This is a genomic window from Bradyrhizobium monzae, from assembly GCF_021458635.1.
Taxonomy (GTDB): Bacteria; Pseudomonadota; Alphaproteobacteria; order Rhizobiales; family Xanthobacteraceae; genus Bradyrhizobium.
This window is the reverse complement of record NZ_JAIRDQ010000015.1, coordinates 70,887-87,989: the sequence shown is the minus strand read 5'-3', so window position 1 is coordinate 87,989 and position 17,103 is coordinate 70,887. Positions and strand designations below refer to the sequence as shown.

The 17,103-nt window shown below is 65.6% G+C and carries 12 protein-coding genes; 5 read left to right on the top strand and 7 right to left on the bottom strand.

What is annotated here, in order from left to right; genetic code table 11:
* Positions 1-31: 31 nt before the first annotated feature.
* Entirely contained in the window at positions 32-1,255 is a 1,224-nt protein-coding gene (locus K3F49_RS36170) for a GGDEF domain-containing protein (protein WP_234685640.1), read from the top strand.
* 133 nt (positions 1,256-1,388) lie between these two features.
* Here the strand turns inward: K3F49_RS36170 and mfd are convergent, their stop codons facing one another.
* Together mfd and K3F49_RS36160 are read right to left on the bottom strand one after the other, a co-directional pair.
* Positions 1,389-4,907 (bottom strand): transcription-repair coupling factor, encoded by a 3,519-nt coding sequence (mfd, locus tag K3F49_RS36165; RefSeq protein ID WP_234685639.1) that lies wholly within the window; start codon positions 4,905-4,907, stop codon positions 1,389-1,391.
* Positions 4,904-5,194: an FAD assembly factor SdhE gene (locus K3F49_RS36160; protein ID WP_234685638.1), complete on the bottom strand. Its 291-nt coding sequence runs from the start codon at positions 5,192-5,194 to the stop codon at positions 4,904-4,906. Before K3F49_RS36160 ends, mfd begins: the two co-directional genes overlap by 4 nt.
* Positions 5,195-5,377: 183 nt before the next feature.
* On the opposite strand from K3F49_RS36160, the gene recG reads away from it, so the two are divergent.
* A complete protein-coding gene (gene recG, locus K3F49_RS36155; RefSeq protein ID WP_234685637.1) occupies positions 5,378-7,486 on the top strand; it encodes an ATP-dependent DNA helicase RecG in 2,109 nt (702 codons plus the stop codon).
* Positions 7,487-7,495: 9 nt separating this feature from the next.
* On the opposite strand, the gene K3F49_RS36150 is transcribed toward recG, so the two are convergent.
* The 3 genes from K3F49_RS36150 to glmS form a co-directional block, all read right to left on the bottom strand.
* The gene (locus K3F49_RS36150; RefSeq protein ID WP_234685636.1) at positions 7,496-8,353 is read right to left on the bottom strand and encodes an NAD(P)-dependent oxidoreductase; all 858 of its coding nucleotides are present in this window, start codon (positions 8,351-8,353) and stop codon (positions 7,496-7,498) included.
* Between the two features lie 108 nt (positions 8,354-8,461).
* Positions 8,462-9,232, bottom strand: coding sequence for a DUF502 domain-containing protein (locus tag K3F49_RS36145; protein WP_234685635.1), 771 nt, complete (start codon positions 9,230-9,232; stop codon positions 8,462-8,464).
* Positions 9,233-9,311: 79 nt separating this feature from the next.
* A complete protein-coding gene (gene glmS, locus K3F49_RS36140) occupies positions 9,312-11,138 on the bottom strand; it encodes a glutamine--fructose-6-phosphate transaminase (isomerizing) (protein ID WP_234685634.1) in 1,827 nt (608 codons plus the stop codon).
* A 220-nt stretch (positions 11,139-11,358) separates the two neighbouring features.
* Between glmS and K3F49_RS36135 the strand changes: the two genes are divergently transcribed.
* On the top strand, positions 11,359-11,583 hold the full coding sequence (locus tag K3F49_RS36135) for a hypothetical protein (protein ID WP_234685633.1): 225 nt from the start codon (positions 11,359-11,361) through the stop codon (positions 11,581-11,583).
* Positions 11,584-11,589: 6 nt separating this feature from the next.
* On the opposite strand, the gene glmU is transcribed toward K3F49_RS36135, so the two are convergent.
* On the bottom strand, positions 11,590-12,957 hold the full coding sequence (glmU, locus tag K3F49_RS36130; protein WP_234685632.1) for a bifunctional UDP-N-acetylglucosamine diphosphorylase/glucosamine-1-phosphate N-acetyltransferase GlmU: 1,368 nt from the start codon (positions 12,955-12,957) through the stop codon (positions 11,590-11,592).
* A gap of 181 nt (positions 12,958-13,138) precedes the next feature.
* Here glmU and K3F49_RS36125 point away from each other — a divergent pair, with 181 nt between their 5' ends.
* The gene (locus K3F49_RS36125) at positions 13,139-14,572 is read left to right on the top strand and encodes a hypothetical protein (RefSeq protein ID WP_234685631.1); all 1,434 of its coding nucleotides are present in this window, start codon (positions 13,139-13,141) and stop codon (positions 14,570-14,572) included.
* 390 nt (positions 14,573-14,962) lie between these two features.
* On the top strand, positions 14,963-15,343 hold the full coding sequence (locus K3F49_RS36120) for a hypothetical protein (RefSeq protein ID WP_234685630.1): 381 nt from the start codon (positions 14,963-14,965) through the stop codon (positions 15,341-15,343).
* Here K3F49_RS36120 and K3F49_RS36115 read toward each other — a convergent pair.
* On the bottom strand, positions 15,303-16,862 hold the full coding sequence (locus tag K3F49_RS36115; protein WP_234685629.1) for a glycoside hydrolase family 17 protein: 1,560 nt from the start codon (positions 16,860-16,862) through the stop codon (positions 15,303-15,305). The two genes, K3F49_RS36120 and K3F49_RS36115, sit on opposite strands and share 41 nt — an antisense overlap.
* Positions 16,863-17,103: the final 241 nt, after the last annotated feature.

Below are 17,103 nucleotides of genomic sequence, written 5' to 3'. Positions count from 1 at the left end.
CGCAGCATCGATTGCGTGATCAGAGTATCCCATGTCCCAGGCGGGCCCGATCCTGTTTGTGTCCAATGCCGAGCGCCCCGCCTTCATTGCGGCGCTGGACGAGGCCCGTCTCTTTCCCGTCGTCGACAGCGATTGGGCGAACGCGGCGCGCGCCGTCGAGCAGGTGCAGCCGGCCGCGGTCCTCGCCGCGATGTCCGGCGGGCACGAGCCGCATATGGCTTTGCTCGCCAGGAAGATCGCCGATCAGCCGCTTTATCTCCCGCTGGTCGCGCTGGACGCGCAAGCTTCGCTGCCCCACAACGCCCTGCCCTTCGCCACGCGCGGCAACGCTGCCGAACGCCTGATCGCGCGCGTGCGCGCCGCGATCCGCATCCGCACGCTGCATGCCACGGTGCTGCGTCGGCTGCCGGAGACGAAGGTGCCGCTGCCGGAGGCCGATCCGGTGCGCGACGCCATCGTGCTCTTGATCGGCCGCGGCGCGGCTTATCCTGCGCTCTCCGTCGCACTCGGCGAGCGCACGGGCGTGATCGGCGCGCTCTCGATCGAGGCCGCGGCAAAGCATCTCAACACCCGCGACATCGACGGCGTCGTGCTCTCGGACGGTTTCACGCCGCGCGTCACCGATGCTTTTCTCACCGTGCTCGCGGAGGATACGCGCTTCCGCAATTTGCCCGTGGTCGTCACCGCGCACCAGCTCACCCAGAGCTACGACCTGCCCAATCTCGAGCTGATTGCAGGCGAGCCCGCCAAGGTCGCCGCCAACGCGCTGCCGCTGATCCGCCAGCACGCGATGGAAGCGCAACTGAGCCGCACGCTGCGCTCGATCGACGCCGGCGGCTGGCTCGATCCACGCAGCGGTCTGTTGACGGTCGAAGCCTTCGCTCGCGATTTTTCCAAGGCGGTCGAGCAGACGCTCGCCCGCGGCGGCGGACTGTCGGTGGCGCGCTTCGCCTTCGACCCTGGTAATCCCCGTGCGCAACTCGATGCCGCGCGCATCCTCAGCCGCCTGATGCGGCAGATGGACTTTGGCGCCGCGCAGAAGGACGGCTCGGTGATCGTGGTGTTCGCCGAGACCGACTTCCGCACCGCGCATATGATCGCCCGCCGCCTCTCCGCGGTGATGAAGCACACCTCCAATGGCAAGCACGAGATGCGCAGCGATCCCGTGGTCAGCGTGGATTCGCTGTCGCCGTCGGATACGGCGAGGTCGCTGTTGGGACGGCTGTCGGCGGACGCGTCACGGGCAGCGTCGTAGTTTTCTGGCGCGCTGCGGCAACAAAACATCTGTCATTGCGAGCGTAGCGAAGCAATCCAGACTGTCTCGGCGGAAACATTCTGGATTGCTTCGTCGCAAGGGCTCCTCGCAATGACGTGGCGAGAGCGGAACCCTACGCCGCCTTCTTTTTCTGCGCGAGCTGCGCCAATTGCCGCATGATCTCCGTCGTACCGGCGAGACGCTCTTCGGGCGTCTCCCAGTCCTGCAGGAACACGACCTTCATGTCGGGGCGGACCTTGGCGGCCTGGCCGTAGCTGCGGATGAAGGTCACGAGGCGATCGGGATAGGCGAATGAATTGTCGCGGAAGGTGATGACAGCGCCCTTCGGACCGGCGTCGATCTTCCCGACATTGGCCTGGCGGCAGAACGCCTTGATCGCGGCGACCTTGAAGAGGTAGCGCACCTCGTCCGGCAGCACGCCGAAGCGGTCGCGCATCTCGGCGCCAAAATTCTCGATCTCCTCCTCGCTGTCGAGATCGGCCAGGCGCCGGTACAGCGACAGCCGCACCGAGAGGTCGCTGACGTAATCCTCAGGGATCAGCACGGGCATGCCGATGGTGATCGTCGGCGACCAGCGGTCGGCAGCGGGCTCGGAGACACCGGCCTTGAGGTTGACGATCGCCTCCTCCAGCATCGACTGGTAGAGCTCGAAGCCGACCTCCTTGATGTGGCCGGACTGCTCCTCGCCGAGCAGATTGCCGGCGCCGCGGATGTCGAGGTCGTGCGAGGCGAGCTGGAAGCCCGCGCCCAGCGTCTCGAGCGATTGCAGCACGGTGAGCCGGCGCTCGGCCTGCGTCGTGATCTTCTGCTGCGCCGGCAGCGTGAACAGCGCATAGGCCCGCAGCTTGGAGCGGCCGACGCGACCACGCAACTGGTAGAGCTGGGCGAGGCCGAACATGTCGGCGCGGTGCACGATCAGCGTGTTGGCATTGGGAATGTCGAGGCCGGATTCGACGATGGTGGTCGACAGCAGGATGTCGAACTTGCCGTCGTAGAACGCAGTCATGATGTCCTCGATCACCGCAGGCGGCATCTGCCCGTGCGCGACCGCGACCTTCATCTCCGGCACGTTCTTGTCGAGGAAGTCCTTGACCTCGGCGAGGTCGTCGATGCGCGGCACCACGTAGAACGCCTGGCCGCCGCGATAACGCTCGCGCAGCAGCGCCTCGCGGATCATTAGCGGATCGTGCGGAGCGACGAAGGTGCGGACCGCGAGACGGTCGACCGGGGGCGAGGCGATGATCGAGAGCTCGCGGACGCCGGTGAGCGCGAGCTGCAGCGTGCGCGGGATCGGCGTGGCCGACAGCGTCAGCACGTGCACCTCGGCGCGAAGCGCCTTCAGCCGCTCCTTGTGCGTGACGCCGAAATGCTGCTCCTCGTCGACGATGACGAGGCCGAGATCGCGGAACTTGATGGCTTTGCCGAGCAGCGCGTGGGTGCCGACGACGATGTCGACCGAGCCGTCGGCGATGCCCTTCTTGACCTCGTTGAGCTGCTTGGTCGGGACCAGGCGCGAGGCCTGCGCCACGTTCACGGGAAAGCCCTTGAAGCGCTCGGTGAAGGTCCTGTAGTGCTGCCGCGCCAAGAGTGTGGTCGGCACCACGACCGCGACCTGTCTGCCGTCGAGCGCAACGGCGAAGGCCGCGCGCAGCGCTACTTCCGTCTTGCCAAAGCCGACGTCGCCGCAGATCAGCCGATCCATCGGACGGCCGAGCTCGAGGTCTTTCAGGGTGGATTCGATGGCCCCTAACTGGTCCTCGGTCTCGTCATAGGGGAAGCGCGCACAGAACTCGTCGTAGACGCCCGGCTGCACCATCAACTTTGGTGCCTCGTGCAGATGGCGCGCGGCGGCGATCTTGATCAACTCGCCCGCGATCTCGCGAATGCGGTTCTTGAGTTTGGCCTTGCGGGTCTGCCAGCCGGAGCCGCCGAGACGATCGAGCTCGACACTGGTCTGGTCGGAGCCGTAGCGCGACAACAGCTCGATGTTCTCGACCGGGAGGAACAGCTTTGTCTCGGCAGCATAATGCAGCTCGAGACAGTCATGCGGCGCGCCGGCGACGTCCAGCGTCTGCAGGCCGATGAAGCGGCCGATACCGTGATCGACGTGGACGACGATGTCGCCCGCGGTGAGGCTCGTGACTTCCGAGATGAAATTGTCGAGCTTGCGGCTCGCCTTGCGCGGGCGCACCAGGCGGTCGCCCAGGATGTCCTGCTCGCTGATCAGCGCGATCTCGTCGGTCTCGAAGCCGCTCTCGAGGCCGAGCACGGCGAGCATGGTCTCGTTGCGCGGGGTCGCCAGCACCGTCCGCCAGGCGTTGACGCTGGTGGTATGGGTCAGCTTGTGATCGCGCAGCATCGACGTCATGCGGTCGCGCGAGCCTTCGCTCCAGAGCGCGATCACGACTTTCTTGCGGTTCGCCTGCAAGCCCATGACATGTGCGACGACGGATTCGAACACGTTGACCGTGCTGTCGTTGCGCTCGGGCGCGAAGTCGCGGCCTTTGCGGGCGCCGGCATCGACGACGCTGGTGTCGTCGGTCGGCACCGAGAATGCCGTCAGCCGCGCCAGCGGAATGTCGCTGATCCGCTTGCCCCACTCGCTCTCGGTCAGATACAGCCTGTCAGGCGGCAGCGGCTTGTAGATGGCGCCGCCGCCCGGATGCTCCATCGCATCGCGGCGGGCCTCGTAATAATCCTGGATCTGCTTGAAGCGCTCGCGGACGGCGTCCTCGGCCTGCGGCTCGATCGCGACGGCCGCCCCCTGCAGATAATCGAACAGCGTGTCCATCCGGTCCTGAAACAGCGGCAGCCAGTGCTCCATGCCGGGATGGCGGCGGCCTTCGCTGACCGCCTCGTACAGCGCATCGTCGCGCTCGGGGGCGCCGAACTCGGCGACGTAGCCCATACGGAAGCGGCGGATGGTGTCGGTGACGAGCTGGAATTCCGAGATCGGCACCAGGTCGAGCGCGCGCATGTCGAGCAGCGTGCGCTGGGTCTCGGCGTCGAAGGTGCGGATCGATTCCAGGCTGTCGCCGAAGAAGTCGAACCGGACCGGCTGCTCGAGGCCGGCCGGAAACAGATCGAGAATGCCGCCGCGCACGGCATATTCGCCGGGCTCGCGCACGGTCGAGGAACGGTTGTAGCCGTTATGCTCGAGCCAGGCGATAATGGTGTCCATCGGCACGACATTGCCGGGCGCGACCGACAACGCCTGCGCCGCGACCAGTTCGCGCGCGGGCACGCGCTGCACCACCGCGTTCACCGTGGTCAGCACGATCAGCGGCTTGTCGCTGCCGGTGAGCGAGGCCAGGCGCGCCAGCGTGGTCAGGCGTTGCGCCAGAATGCCGCCATGCGGCGAGACGCGGTCGTAGGGCTGGCAATCCCAGGCCGGGAAGGTCAGCACCGGCAGATCCGGCGCGAAGAATTGCAGCGCGCGTTCGAGCTGCTGCATCCGCGCGCCGTCGCGGCAGACCACCGCAAGGCTGACGGCCGGCTTCTTCGGCCGCGCCGCGATCGCGCGGGCGAGATCGGAAACGACGAGGCCCTCGGCGCCTTCAGCGACATTGGCAAGCGTCACCGCACGACCGGGCGTCAGCAGCTCGGCCGGAGACTTCATCCCCGGTTTCATACGTCGCGGTCCGCGATCGGATAGGCCTTGATCCGGGCAAACAGCGCACCGGTGACATCGGTTGGCAGCACCTTGTCACCGGTAATGGCGGCGTAGAGATCGGGATCGGATTCTTCGAGCAGGGTCTCCAGCTCGGTCAGCTCGGCGTCGGAGAGATTGGCGATCTCGGCGTCCGCGAAGCGGCCGAGGATCAGGTCCATCTCGCGCGTGCCGCGGTGCCAGCAGCGGAACAACAACCGCTTGCGGCGGTCGTCCAGTCCCTTGCTCGATCGTGTCGTTCCCGTCATGTCTCAGATCCAGTCAAACGCCGAAAGCCCGGACGTGCCGGGCCGGGGTGATATAGCCACTCGAACCTGCCGTGTCAGCCCTCGATTTGGCATGGCCGGCTTCCTTGCAGGGACACGAAAAAAGACGTGGATGCCCGGCATAAAGCAGGGCATGACGAGCCGAAACGATCCTGGATTCGCCTGATGCGTCCCAGCCTGCTCAATCCGCTGTTTGCTCCCGTGACCAGCCTGCCCGGCGTCGGTCCGAAGCAGGACAAGCTGCTGCAATATCTGCTCAGCCGCAACGAGACACCACGGCTGGTCGATCTGCTGCTGCATCTGCCGAGCCAGGTCATCGACCGCCGGGCGCGGCCGAAAATCCGCGATGCGGTCCAGGGAACGATGGTGACGCTGGAGGTCACCGTCGATCGCCACCGCCCGCCCCCGCCGCGCAACTCACGCGCGCCGTATCTGGTCTATGCCAGCGACGACACCGGCGACGTCGTGCTGACCTTCTTCCGCGCCAAGCCCGGCTATGTCGAAAAACTGCTGCCGATGGGCGAGAAGCGCTTCGTCTCCGGCACGCTGCAGATGTATGACGGCATCCCGCAGATCGTGCATCCCGACCGCGTGCTCGACGAGGAGGCGATTTCAAAGCTCTCGGGGATAGACCCCGTCTATCCCCTCACCGAGGGCCTCGCGCTCGGCTCGCTCCGGCGCGCGGTCGCGCAGGCGCTGCAGAAGCTGCCGGCTCTGCCCGAATGGATCAGCCCGGACGTGCTGCGGCGGTGTAATTTCCCGCCGATCGCGGAGGCGCTCAATCGCGTGCACCAGCCGGTCGAGCTCACCGACATTCTGCCCGACCAACGGTTCTGGTCCCGCCTTGCTTTCGACGAGCTGCTCGCCGGCCAACTCGCGCTCGCCTTGATCCGCGCGCAGTTGCGCCGCCCGGCCGGGGTGCGCAATGCCGGTGACGGCCACCTGCGCCGCAAGATCATCGACGCCCTCCCTTATGCGCTCACATCCTCCCAGCGCGACGCAGCCGCAGCGATCGCCAACGATCTGCAACAGCCCGTGCGCATGCTGCGGCTGCTCCAGGGCGATGTCGGTTCCGGCAAGACGGTGGTGGCGCTGCTCGCTGCCGCCGCCGTCGCCGAAGTCGGCAAGCAGGCCGCGCTGATGGCCCCGACCGAGATTTTGGCACGCCAGCACATCAAGACGATCGCGCCGCTCGCCGAGCGCGCCGGCCTACGGGTTGAGATCCTCACCGGCCGCGAAAAGGGCAAGGAGCGGCGTGAGATCATCACAGAGCTCGCCAAGGGCGAGATCGATCTCCTCGTCGGCACTCATGCGCTGATCCAGGACGACGTGATCTTCCGCGATCTGGCGCTGGCCATCGTCGACGAGCAGCACCGCTTTGGCGTGCGCGAGCGCCTGGCGCTGACCTCGAAGGGCGAAGCGGTCGATGTTCTCGTGCTGAGCGCCACGCCGATCCCGCGCACGCTGGTGCTGACTTATTTCGGCGACATGGACATCAGCGAATTGCGCGAAAAGCCCGCCGGCCGCCAGCCAATCGATACCCGCGCCGTCGCCATGAACCGGCTCAGTGAGGTCATGGATGGCGTCGGACGCGCGCTCGAGTCCGGCAAGCTGGTGTACTGGATCTGCCCGTTGGTCGAGGAATCCGAGGCCGAAGGCACCGAGCATCTCACCAACGCGACCAAGCGCTTCGAGAGCCTGCAGAAGCGTTTTGGCGATCGCGTCGGCCTCGTGCACGGGCAGATGAAGGGCACGGAAAAGGACCGCGTGATGGGCCAGTTCGCGGCTCACGAGATCGGGCTTCTGGTCGCAACCACCGTGGTCGAGGTCGGCGTCGACGTGCCGGCCGCTACCATCATGGTGATCGAGAATGCCGAGCGCTTCGGCCTCGCTCAGCTGCACCAGCTTCGCGGCCGCATCGGGCGCGGCTCGGAGGCTTCGACCTGCATTTTGCTCTACAGCGAGCCGCTCGGCGAAATGTCGAAGGCACGGCTGAAGGTGATCCGCGAGACCACCGACGGCTTTCGCATCGCCGAGGAGGATCTCAAGCTGCGCGGCGAAGGCGACGTGCTCGGCGTCCGCCAGAGCGGCCTGCCCGGCTACCGCATCGCGCGCTCGGAGGTCCACGGCCAGCTCATCACGCAGGCCCGCGACGAGGCGCTGCGCATCATGAAGGACGATCCGAAGCTGAAAGGCGAGCGCGGCGAGGCGCTGCGCTGCCTGCTGTATCTCTACGAGCGGGACGAGGCGATCCCGCTGATCGGGGCCGGCTGAGCACGGAGATCAGGATTTTTTCTGCGCGCTCCTTTGTGCGAATGCTTTCAGCAGCTCCGCATCCGCCGCCTCGCCTTGCGCATCCTCGGCAAGATGCTCGAACCAGCGCGCAAAGCCCTCGTAGATCTGGCTGGCCGGATGATCCGGCCCGAGGAAGCCGGAAATCTCCTGCATCTCCGCGACCCAGCGATAGGCCTTCGGGATCATGTCGGGCAGCGCGACCTCGAGCCGCGCCAGGATCGCGGGCTGGCTGAGTGCGAGTTCGTCGCGAAGCGCATCCGCAGCACCCGCCTTCGTCGCCGCGACCACCATGGCCGACCCGATCCCCGCGAGCCCCTTGACGATGCCGGCATAGGACATCTTGAGCGCAGAGGCCGCGCCCACCGGGCCTTCGACGATGCGCATGTCGAGCCCGAATTCCCTGAGCACCGCGACATCGCTGGCATGTTCGCCTGACATGTAGAACGCCGGGCTCTTGCCGCCCGGCTGCGGCGGGAAACCGATGATGCCGCCGTCGACAAGGGGCGCCTGCGCCGAGCCGATGATCTCCTCGATCCGCTTCACCGTGTCGACATTGACGGCGTTGCAGTCGACAACGACGGGCTTCTTGCTGCGCTTGACGATCAATGCGGCGAGCCGCTCAGCCAGCGCCACCGCCTCGCCCGGCGGCACGATCGAGAGGATGATGTCCGCGCCCGCAATCGCCTCGTCCTCGGCGCCGACCATGCCGGCATCCGCCGCCCGTTTCAGTGTCGCCTCGCTTCGCCCTTTCAACGACGTCAGCACGCGCGCACCGTTTTCGTTCAGGCGGCGAGCCACCGCGCTGCCCATGGCGCCGGGCGCGAGGATCGCAATGGTTTTCGACATCGGGGCACTCCAGTTCGAATTCCGAGCGTTGACGCCCGGTTCGACCGGAACAATAGCAGAGGACGCGAACGCCTGCGTGACCCCAGGCCATCCCGCTTGGGAATAGCCCTACTCCACCTTCGCAGGCACGGGCTGGAGCGTGGAGGCATTGGCGATGCGCGCAGCGTTGGCCATGCCCGCGAGCGCGGCGGCCTTCTTCGCGTCCGGCGCCGCGCCCGGCTGCACCACGCCGGCCGACATGATCAGGGTCGCGGCATCCTCGGTGCTCATGTCGACCTCGACGATCTTGCTCTTGGGCACGTAGAAGAAGAAGCCGGTGGTCGGATTCGGCGAGCACGGCAGAAACACCGAGACGTGCTCCTCCTGCCCCGGCAGGCTGCGCGCGACCTCTTCATTCGGCGATTGCGAGATCAGCACGATCGACCACATGCCGGGCGATGGAAACTCGACGAGGCCGACCTTGCGGAAGCTCGAGCCCTTGCCCGAGAACAGCGTCTCGAACACCTGCTTGAGGCCGCGATAGATCGCCCGCACCGCCGGGATCCGGCCGAGGAAGGTCTCGCCGACATCGACCAGCGTGCGGCCGATCAGGTTCGCCGCGAGGAATCCGACCAGCGTCAGCGTGAAAAATGCGACAACCAGTCCCCAGCCCGGGACGACGTACGGCAGATAGGTTTCCGGCCGATAGGCCAGCGGCACGAATGGCCGCACCACGCCGTCGACCCAGGTGACGAACCACCAGACCAGGTACAGGGTGATCGCAATCGGACCGGTGACGACCAGCCCGGTCAGGAAATAATTGCGAAACCGGCCCATCAGGCCGGTGTGCGGCTCCGGGGCGGGATCAAGAGGCGCAGGCACGTCGTCGCGGGTGGTCATTCTGGTTCCAGGTCGGTCGCTTCGCTCAAGCTAGGGGCTTCTAGCAGGTTTTGGAAGAGCGCGGCCTGGTCCCTTCTGCCTATTCCACCGTCACGGATTTCGCGAGATTGCGTGGCTGGTCGACGTCGGTGCCCATCACCACCGCGGTGTGGTAGGCGAGCAACTGCACGGGAACGGCATAGACCATCGGCGTAAAGGCGGCCGCCATGTCAGGCATGACGATGGTCACGAGCGAATCCACCGTCGCCTCCGCCGCGCCCTTGGCGTCGGTCATCAGGATGATGTTGCCGCCGCGGGCGGCGACCTCCTGCATGTTGGAGACGGTCTTCTCGAACACGCGGTCGTAGGGCGCGATCACGACGACCGGCATGGTCTCGTCGATCAAGGCGATCGGGCCGTGCTTGAGCTCGCCGGCGGCATAGCCCTCGGCGTGGATGTAGGAGATTTCCTTCAGCTTCAGCGCGCCTTCGAGCGCCAGCGGGAAGCTGGTACCGCGGCCGAGATAGAGCACGTCGCGGGATTTTGCGATCCGGTGCGCGAGCTTCTCGATCTGCGGCTCCGTGGTGAGCGCATCCGACATCAGGCGCGGAATCTCGACCAGGCCGTGAACGAGCTTGGTCTCATCCTCGGCGGACAATTCGCCGCGGGCCTTGCCGGCCGCAATGGCGAGGTTCGCCAGCACCATCAGCTGGCAGGTGAAGGCCTTGGTCGAGGCGACGCCGATCTCGGGGCCGGCCAGCGTCTGCAGCACGGTCTCGCTCTCGCGCGCAATCGTCGAGGTCGGGACGTTGACGACGGCGATGGTGTGCGCGCCCTCGGCCTTGGCGTAACGCAGTGCGGCCAGGGTGTCGGCGGTTTCGCCGGATTGCGAAATGAAGATCGCCAGATCGCCCTTGCGCAACGGCGCTTCGCGGTAGCGGAATTCGGAGGCAACATCGACCTCGACCGGCACGCGCGCAAAACGCTCGAACCAGTATTTTGCAACGATGCCGGCGTAGCTTGCGGTGCCGCAGGCCGTGATGTTGATGCGCTGGATGTCCTTGAAGTCGAACGGCAGCTTGACCGGCAGCGAAACGCGCTCGGTCGCCATGTCGACGTAGCGCGCCAGCGTGTGGCCGACCACCTCCGGCTGCTCGTGAATCTCCTTCGCCATGAAGTGGCGGTAGTTCGCCTTGTCGACCAGCGAGGTCGAGGCCGCGTGCTTGATCTTGTCGCGCTCGACGGCGTGGCCGTCCTTGTCGAAAATCGCAGCGCTCTTGCGGGTCAGGACCACCCAGTCGCCGTCTTCGAGGTAGCTGATCGTGTCGGTGAACGGGCCGAGCGCGATCGCGTCCGAGCCGAGATACATCTCGCCGTCGCCATAGCCGATCGCCAGCGGCGGGCCATTGCGGGCACCGATCAAGAGGTCGTCGTCGCCGGCGAAGATGAAGCCGAGCGCGAAGGCACCGCGCAAGCGCGCCAGAGTCAGCTTCACGGCTTCCACCGGCTTGTTGCCGCGCGTCAGCAGATCGTCGACGAGGTGCAGCACGATCTCGGTGTCGGTCTCGGTGTGGAACACCGTGCCCTTCTTTTCGAGCTCCTCGCGCAGCTCGCGGAAATTCTCGATGATGCCGTTGTGGACGACGGCGACGCGATCCGTCGCATGCGGATGGGCATTGTTGACGGTGGGTTTTCCGTGCGTGGCCCAGCGGGTGTGACCGATGCCGGTCGTGCCCTTCAAGGGCTCAGCTTCCAGCCGCCTCTCCAGATTCTTCAGCTTGCCCTCGGCGCGGCGGCGCTCGAGATGCTTGCCTTCAAGCGTGGCGACGCCCGCGGAATCGTAGCCGCGATATTCGAGACGTTTGAGCGAATCCACCAATTGCTCTGCAACCGGTTCGCGCCCGAGAATGCCGACAATCCCGCACATGCGGATCAATATCCCCCAAATCGTCGAAAAATCGCCTAAACGACGCGCTCGGCTTTTAGCGAAGTTCCTAAGGAACCAGTTACTCAATAATTATGACGGATTACGACAGCGTCGGATGGCGGCATGCGTTTGCCTGCGTCAACGTGGCCGGCTTTAACCGCGCGAATTAACTCGCTGTCAACAAGTTTGGCCAACGATTCCCCCACGGGAGATCAAGGCCATGAAAGCCACGTCCGACCGCAAAGGTCTGCCACCCACGTATCTGTTCGCCAACGAGACCAGCGGCACGCGCCTCGCGCATTGGCCGCCGCTCCGCCGTGCCATGGAGCGAGGCAAGGAAAGCAAGCCTGTCCTCGTCACGCAGGCTGCCGGTGAACCGGCAAAGCGCGCCAGGCCGCGCGGCTGGCGCTTGACGCGAGCGCTGTTCTCGGAAGTCGCCGACTAGCAGCGTTTACGTCTCGGTCTTCTGCTCTGGTTTCTTGCCACTGGTCTTCATCTCGCGGTAGCGCGCAGCACCACCGTCGCGGATGGTCTGCGGGCTCCGCTCCAGGGCCATCGCATCATCGGGCACATCCCGCGTGATCACAGAGCCTGAGCCGATATAGGCGCCGTTGCCGATCTTCACGGGTGCCACCAGCGAGGAATTGGTGCCGACGAAGGCGCCCTGCCCGATCACCGTCTTGTGCTTCTTGAAGCCGTCGTAGTTGCAGGTGATCGTGCCGGCGCCGATGTTGGAATTGGCGCCGATGGTGGCATCGCCAATGTAGGAGAGATGGTTGACCTTGACGCCGGCCTCCAGCGTCGCGGCCTTGGTCTCCACGAAATTGCCGATCCGCGCGCCATCGCCGAGCGAGGTGCCGGGGCGCAGCCGCGCATAGGGACCGATCGAGACGTTCTTGCCGAGCGCGGTCTGCACGATATGCGAGAACGAATGGATCACGGTGCCGTCGCCGATCGAGACACCCGGTCCGATCACCACGAACGGCTCGATGGTGACGTCGTTGCCGAACACTGTGTCGGCGGCGAGATAGACCGTTTCGGGGGCGATCAGCGTGACGCCGGCCTCCATCGCAGCCTTGCGCAGCCGCACCTGCATCACGCCTTCCGCTTCCGCAAGCTGGGCCTTGGTGTTGATGCCGCGCACTTCGTCCTCGCTGGTCTCGATCACCACGGACTCCCATCCATTGTCGCGGGCGACGCCGACCGCATCGGTCAGGTAATACTCGCCCTTGGAATTCGCATTGCCTATTCCGTCTAGGATCGCAAGCGCGCGGCGACCCTCGATCGCCATCACGCCGGCATTGCACAGATCGATCTTGCGTTCGTCCGCGCTGGCGTCGGCGTGCTCACGGATCGCGACCAGGCGGTCGCCCTCGACGATGAAGCGGCCATAGCCGGTCGGATCCGCCGCGCGAAAACCGAGCGCGGCAATGGCAGCACCTTTCGCGAGCGGCGCACGGAGCCGCGCAAACGTCTCGGCCGAGATCAGCGGCGTGTCACCGAAGGCGATCAGAACGTCGTCCACGCCGCGCGCAATCGCCTCCCGCGCCGCCAGCACCGCATGCGCGGTGCCGAGCCGCTCGGCCTGCACGAAGATGAGCGCGTCGGAGCGGGTCCGCTTCGCTTCGTCTGCGACCGCCTGGTGATCGGGGCCGATCACGACCGCAAGCGCGGTGCCGGTTCCGCGCGGTGCGGCCCCGAGCACATGGGCAAGCAGCGTCTGGGAAGCTACGGGGTGCAGCACTTTCGGCAGGCTGGAGCGCATGCGCGTGCCTTCGCCGGCGGCGAGCACGATCGTGAGGCTTGAGCGGGCGGTCATCGCAATCCTGTCCAGTACGGCCGAAATCGATCATCACATCGACGGGCGACAAGCCGGTGTCGCCAGAGCTTGTCGCCTTGCTACCCCCGCAAACGCCCGGAATTCAAGTGCGAGTGGGTTTTCCTGTTAATGTTCCCTGATTGATTCGGGGAAGCCAGGCAGGGCTGGGCACTAAACGTTCATGGCAAAGGATTCCGACCCACTGGCGGATGCCTTCGGCGACAAGGAGACCGGCGGGCTGTTCTCCGGACTTTTGGCCGAGGAAAGTACGTTCGATCGCCGTATGATGTGGCGACTGGGCTCGTGGGGCGCGGCCGCCGTCGGCGCCGTCGTGATCGCCGTGATGGCCAACCAGGCTCAGCTCGGCTGGCGGCGCGACCAGGTCGCCTCCGTCGATCTCGCCCGCCAGGCTGACCGCCTCCAGCTGCTGACCAAGGAAAGCCAGCTCGAAGCGCGCCGCCTCGCCTCCGCCATCGAGACGCTGAACACCGATCGCGACCGACTCTATTCGCGCGTTACGGTGCTCGAGCAAGGGCTCGATTCCGTCACCGGCGCCATCGCCAAGCAGAACACGACATCGCCGCAGGCTCCTGCGTCGAAGCCGCAAGACACCCCCGTCGCCGCCGCGCCGCCCTCGACCCCGGCTCCGGATGTCGCACCGGTCGCCTCGACCGCGGCAACGCTGGTCGACAAGCCGCGCGCAGGCGCCGGAAAGGAGCCCAGGGAAATATCGAAGGAAACATCGAAGGAAGCGTCGAAGGAAACTTCAAAGGACAGTTCGAAAGAGGCTGCGAAGGATCAGTCAAGCCCGCCGCCGCAGACCGCGGCCGCCGCTTCGCTCGTTCCGCTGACGACGTCGGCGGTGCCGATCCTGCCGCTGGTGCCCTCGAAATCGATCATGGCACCGCCTGATCCGGCGGCGTCGAAACTGATTCAGCCGGACGCCTCCGAGAACAAACCAGAGGCGGCGCCCACTCCCACCGAAATCGCCGCGGCACCAGCCAAACCGCCCGAGGCAACCGAAGCCGAGTCTCCCGCAATCGCCGTCCAGCAGACGCGCTTTGCCATCGATCTCGGGGGCGCGAACTCGGTCGACGGCCTGCGCACGCTCTGGCGCGGCCTGAGCAAGTCCCATCCGGAGGTCGCCGCGCTGAGGCCGATCATCATGATCAAGGAAGGCAATAACGGCCTCGCGATGCAGCTCCGTCTGGGTGCCGGCCCCCTGATCAATGCCGCCGCCGCCGCAAAGCTCTGCGCCGGCCTCGCCGAGAACGACCGTCACTGCGAGACGACGGTGTTCGACGGCCAGCGCCTGTCAATGCGCGGCGGCTCGGACAAAGGCCAGGATAAGGGTCAGGACCAGAGTTCAGACAAGAACCAGGACAAGAGTTCGGAGAAGAGCCAAGAAAAGAGTCAGGCCTCGGTGCCGCAAGCTGAAACCGCCCCTGCGCCCGCGCCCGCCGCCAAGCCAGAAAAACACCGCCGCAGCTACTCTTCCAAGCGCGCTTCAAAGCGCGAGGAGCCCGCGCCGCCGCCCGCGCCACAGCCGGCCGCTCAAGCCAAGCCGGAGACGGCGTCGGCGAGTTCGACGATATCGTCGTTCTTCAGACGGTAGGATCAGGGATTCTGATTGAAGCGCCGGCGCGTCTCGCCTGAGACTGCGCCACTCAAAGAATGGCCATCAACTGGCTGATCTTGATCGCCGCGCAAATGATCATGCCCCAAAGCGCAAAATTGACCTGCAACGCCTCAACCATTGCCGACCTCGCTCGCATCCTCGCAGTCGCGCTCTTGAACGACGAGATCTGCTCCTGATTGGATCCGAGATCACGTCCACGCTTCAAGTCGAATGTTAGGCGACGTCGGAACCTGCGCAAATCCGTATGGCTACGGTTCTGATGCGTTCGGGATGGCGCAAAAGTGGGCGACGAGCCGAACGACGCCCCCGGTGTAAAAATGCCCCGGCCCTGTTGCTCCCTCCCGCCATCCCGACCATATTGCCCGCATGACAAAAAAGCCGTTTCGCCTCACGCCCTATCAGGTGCAGTTTCTCATCGTCGTCGGTTTCGTCACCGTCGGCTGGGCGCTCTATGTGCGCTATTTCGCCGTCGAGTTCTCGCAGGTGGCGCTCGCATGCGATGCCGGCTTGCAGACCATGATCTGCAAGGCGCGCTCGGTGTCGACGTCGCTGTTCAAGAATTCGGTGTTCGGCATCGTCGCGCTGGTGATCGCGACGCTGAACCTGATGCGGCCTTCGATCGTGCTGCTCACGCTCGGCGTGGTCGCGGCCGGCCTCGGCATCGTGCTCTACAACATCGTGCTGTCGGGCCTGGCGATCGGCCTGCTCATCCTTGGCTTTGCTCGGCCCGCGCCCGCCACAGCGTGAGCGCGAACAAGAGATAGATCGCGCAGGTCCACATCGCCTGCCAGTTGTCGCGGCCTTCGTTCAGGATCACATAGACGGCCGACAGCGCCAGCAGCCCTGCGAACACCGCTTCCGCGATCGGGCGCACGCCGATCTGCGGGCGGTTCAGCATCAACAGCGCGAACGGCACCACCGCCATCGTCAGCGAGGCATAGGGGAAGTCGCGGTAGCGCGGATCGAACACGAAGCCGAGCGCGGTCTCGGCCGCGATCACCGCCGTCACCGCCAGGGTCAGGCCCAGCACGGCGGAGAGCTTTGACCATTTCCGGCCCTCGCGCGGACCGAGCAGGTCGAGGAAGCTCGGCAAATTGCGGCCGATCACGAGCGCCTGCGCGCACAAGATCGGCGACAGGATGCCGGCGAGCAGCAGCATGCCCCATTGCAGCCAGCCGCCCCAGCCGTAGCTCTCGTAATACATCTTGTCGACGGCGATCCCGAGCAGGATGCCCGCCGATGTCGCGGAGATGCCAACGCCGAGCCAGGCCGAGAAGCGCGGTGTCCAGGGCCGGCGGCGCAGCGTGATGCCGGCCACCGCGAACACCAGTACGCTGAGGACCATGCCGGCGCCCATGTACCATTTCCAGAACGGAAAATTGCTGATCGGCTCACCCGGCGGATATTTCAGCTCGCGTCGCACGGAATCGAACAGGCCCCAATAGCCGCCGACGGTGCCTTCGAGCCGCCGCTTCCACGGCTGGTCATAGGCCTCGATCAGGTTGACGCGAAACTTCTGCGCCTTCGCGAGCCCCAGGATTTCGGAGACGACGCGCGCCTGGTTGGTGCGTGACGGCAGCGCGCCCTCGCGCATGCGGCCCTCGCTCGGCCAGCCGGTCTCGCCGATCAGGATCTCCTTGCCGGGGAATGCCACCGCCATGCGCTCGCGGATCGCCTCGACATGGGACGCCGCGAACTTCGCCTTCACCGGCACATCCTCCCAATACGGCAGGATATGAATCGTGACGAAGTCGACGGCGTCATAGACCTCGCGGTTCTTCAGCCAGTATTCCCAGACGTCGGCATAGGTCACGGGCACCGTAACCTGCGGCTTCACCGAACGGATGATCGCGGTGAGGTCCGACGTCGTCATCTCTCCGCGCAGCAACACCTCATTGCCGACCACGAGGGCGGAGATGGTGTCGGGAAATTCCTTGGTGAGGCGGACAGCGGTCGCCACTTGCGCAAAATTCTTGGCGCGGTTGCTGCCGAGCCAGATGCCCTGGATCACCTTCAGCCCGCCGATCCTGGTCGCGACCGCGGGCACCTGGTCGAGCCCGTTCTCGATCGAATAGGTGCGGACGCAGTCGGTGATCTGCTTGAGCTGGCGCAAATCCTGCTCGAGCTGGTCGGCTTCGATATGGGTCCATTCGTTCAGCGGCGTCTGCTCGCCGCGGAACGGCGCGTAGGACACGCATTGAACCTTGTCATTGGGATCGATCGGTGCGCGCGCGAGCGTGATCGGCGTGGCCAGCCACCACCACACGGCAGCAATCGCACCCAGCGAGACGAGCAGAAGCGCCAGTGGCGTACGAAATGAAATTGGTTCCGTCCTCCGCGAGGGTCCGTCGATTACCTGCTCGCACGCCGTCTGCCAAGGGGGTGATGCGGGCAGGCCCCGCGCTCTCCCCGGCGAATTCGGCTGCGGCCGTTCGACCGGGCCCTAGGCTCGTGACTTTGCTGGACAAAAATCCAAATTCAGGTCATGGGATTTTGCGGGACTTTTC

Excerpts from the sequence above, each read along its gene's own strand:
- K3F49_RS36125 (WP_234685631.1), top strand. The coding sequence starts at position 13,139 with ATGGCAAAGGATTCCGACCCACTGGCGGATGCCTTCGGCGACAAGGAG.
- glmS (WP_234685634.1), bottom strand. The coding sequence starts at position 11,138 with ATGTGCGGGATTGTCGGCATTCTCGGGCGCGAACCGGTTGCAGAGCAA.
- K3F49_RS36170 (WP_234685640.1), top strand. The coding sequence starts at position 32 with ATGTCCCAGGCGGGCCCGATCCTGTTTGTGTCCAATGCCGAGCGCCCC.
- glmU (WP_234685632.1), bottom strand. The coding sequence starts at position 12,957 with ATGACCGCCCGCTCAAGCCTCACGATCGTGCTCGCCGCCGGCGAAGGC.
- mfd (WP_234685639.1), bottom strand. The coding sequence starts at position 4,907 with ATGAAACCGGGGATGAAGTCTCCGGCCGAGCTGCTGACGCCCGGTCGT.
- recG (WP_234685637.1), top strand. The coding sequence starts at position 5,378 with ATGCGTCCCAGCCTGCTCAATCCGCTGTTTGCTCCCGTGACCAGCCTG.
- K3F49_RS36120 (WP_234685630.1), top strand. The coding sequence starts at position 14,963 with ATGACAAAAAAGCCGTTTCGCCTCACGCCCTATCAGGTGCAGTTTCTC.
- K3F49_RS36145 (WP_234685635.1), bottom strand. The coding sequence starts at position 9,232 with ATGACCACCCGCGACGACGTGCCTGCGCCTCTTGATCCCGCCCCGGAG.
- K3F49_RS36135 (WP_234685633.1), top strand. The coding sequence starts at position 11,359 with ATGAAAGCCACGTCCGACCGCAAAGGTCTGCCACCCACGTATCTGTTC.
- K3F49_RS36160 (WP_234685638.1), bottom strand. The coding sequence starts at position 5,194 with ATGACGGGAACGACACGATCGAGCAAGGGACTGGACGACCGCCGCAAG.
- K3F49_RS36150 (WP_234685636.1), bottom strand. The coding sequence starts at position 8,353 with ATGTCGAAAACCATTGCGATCCTCGCGCCCGGCGCCATGGGCAGCGCG.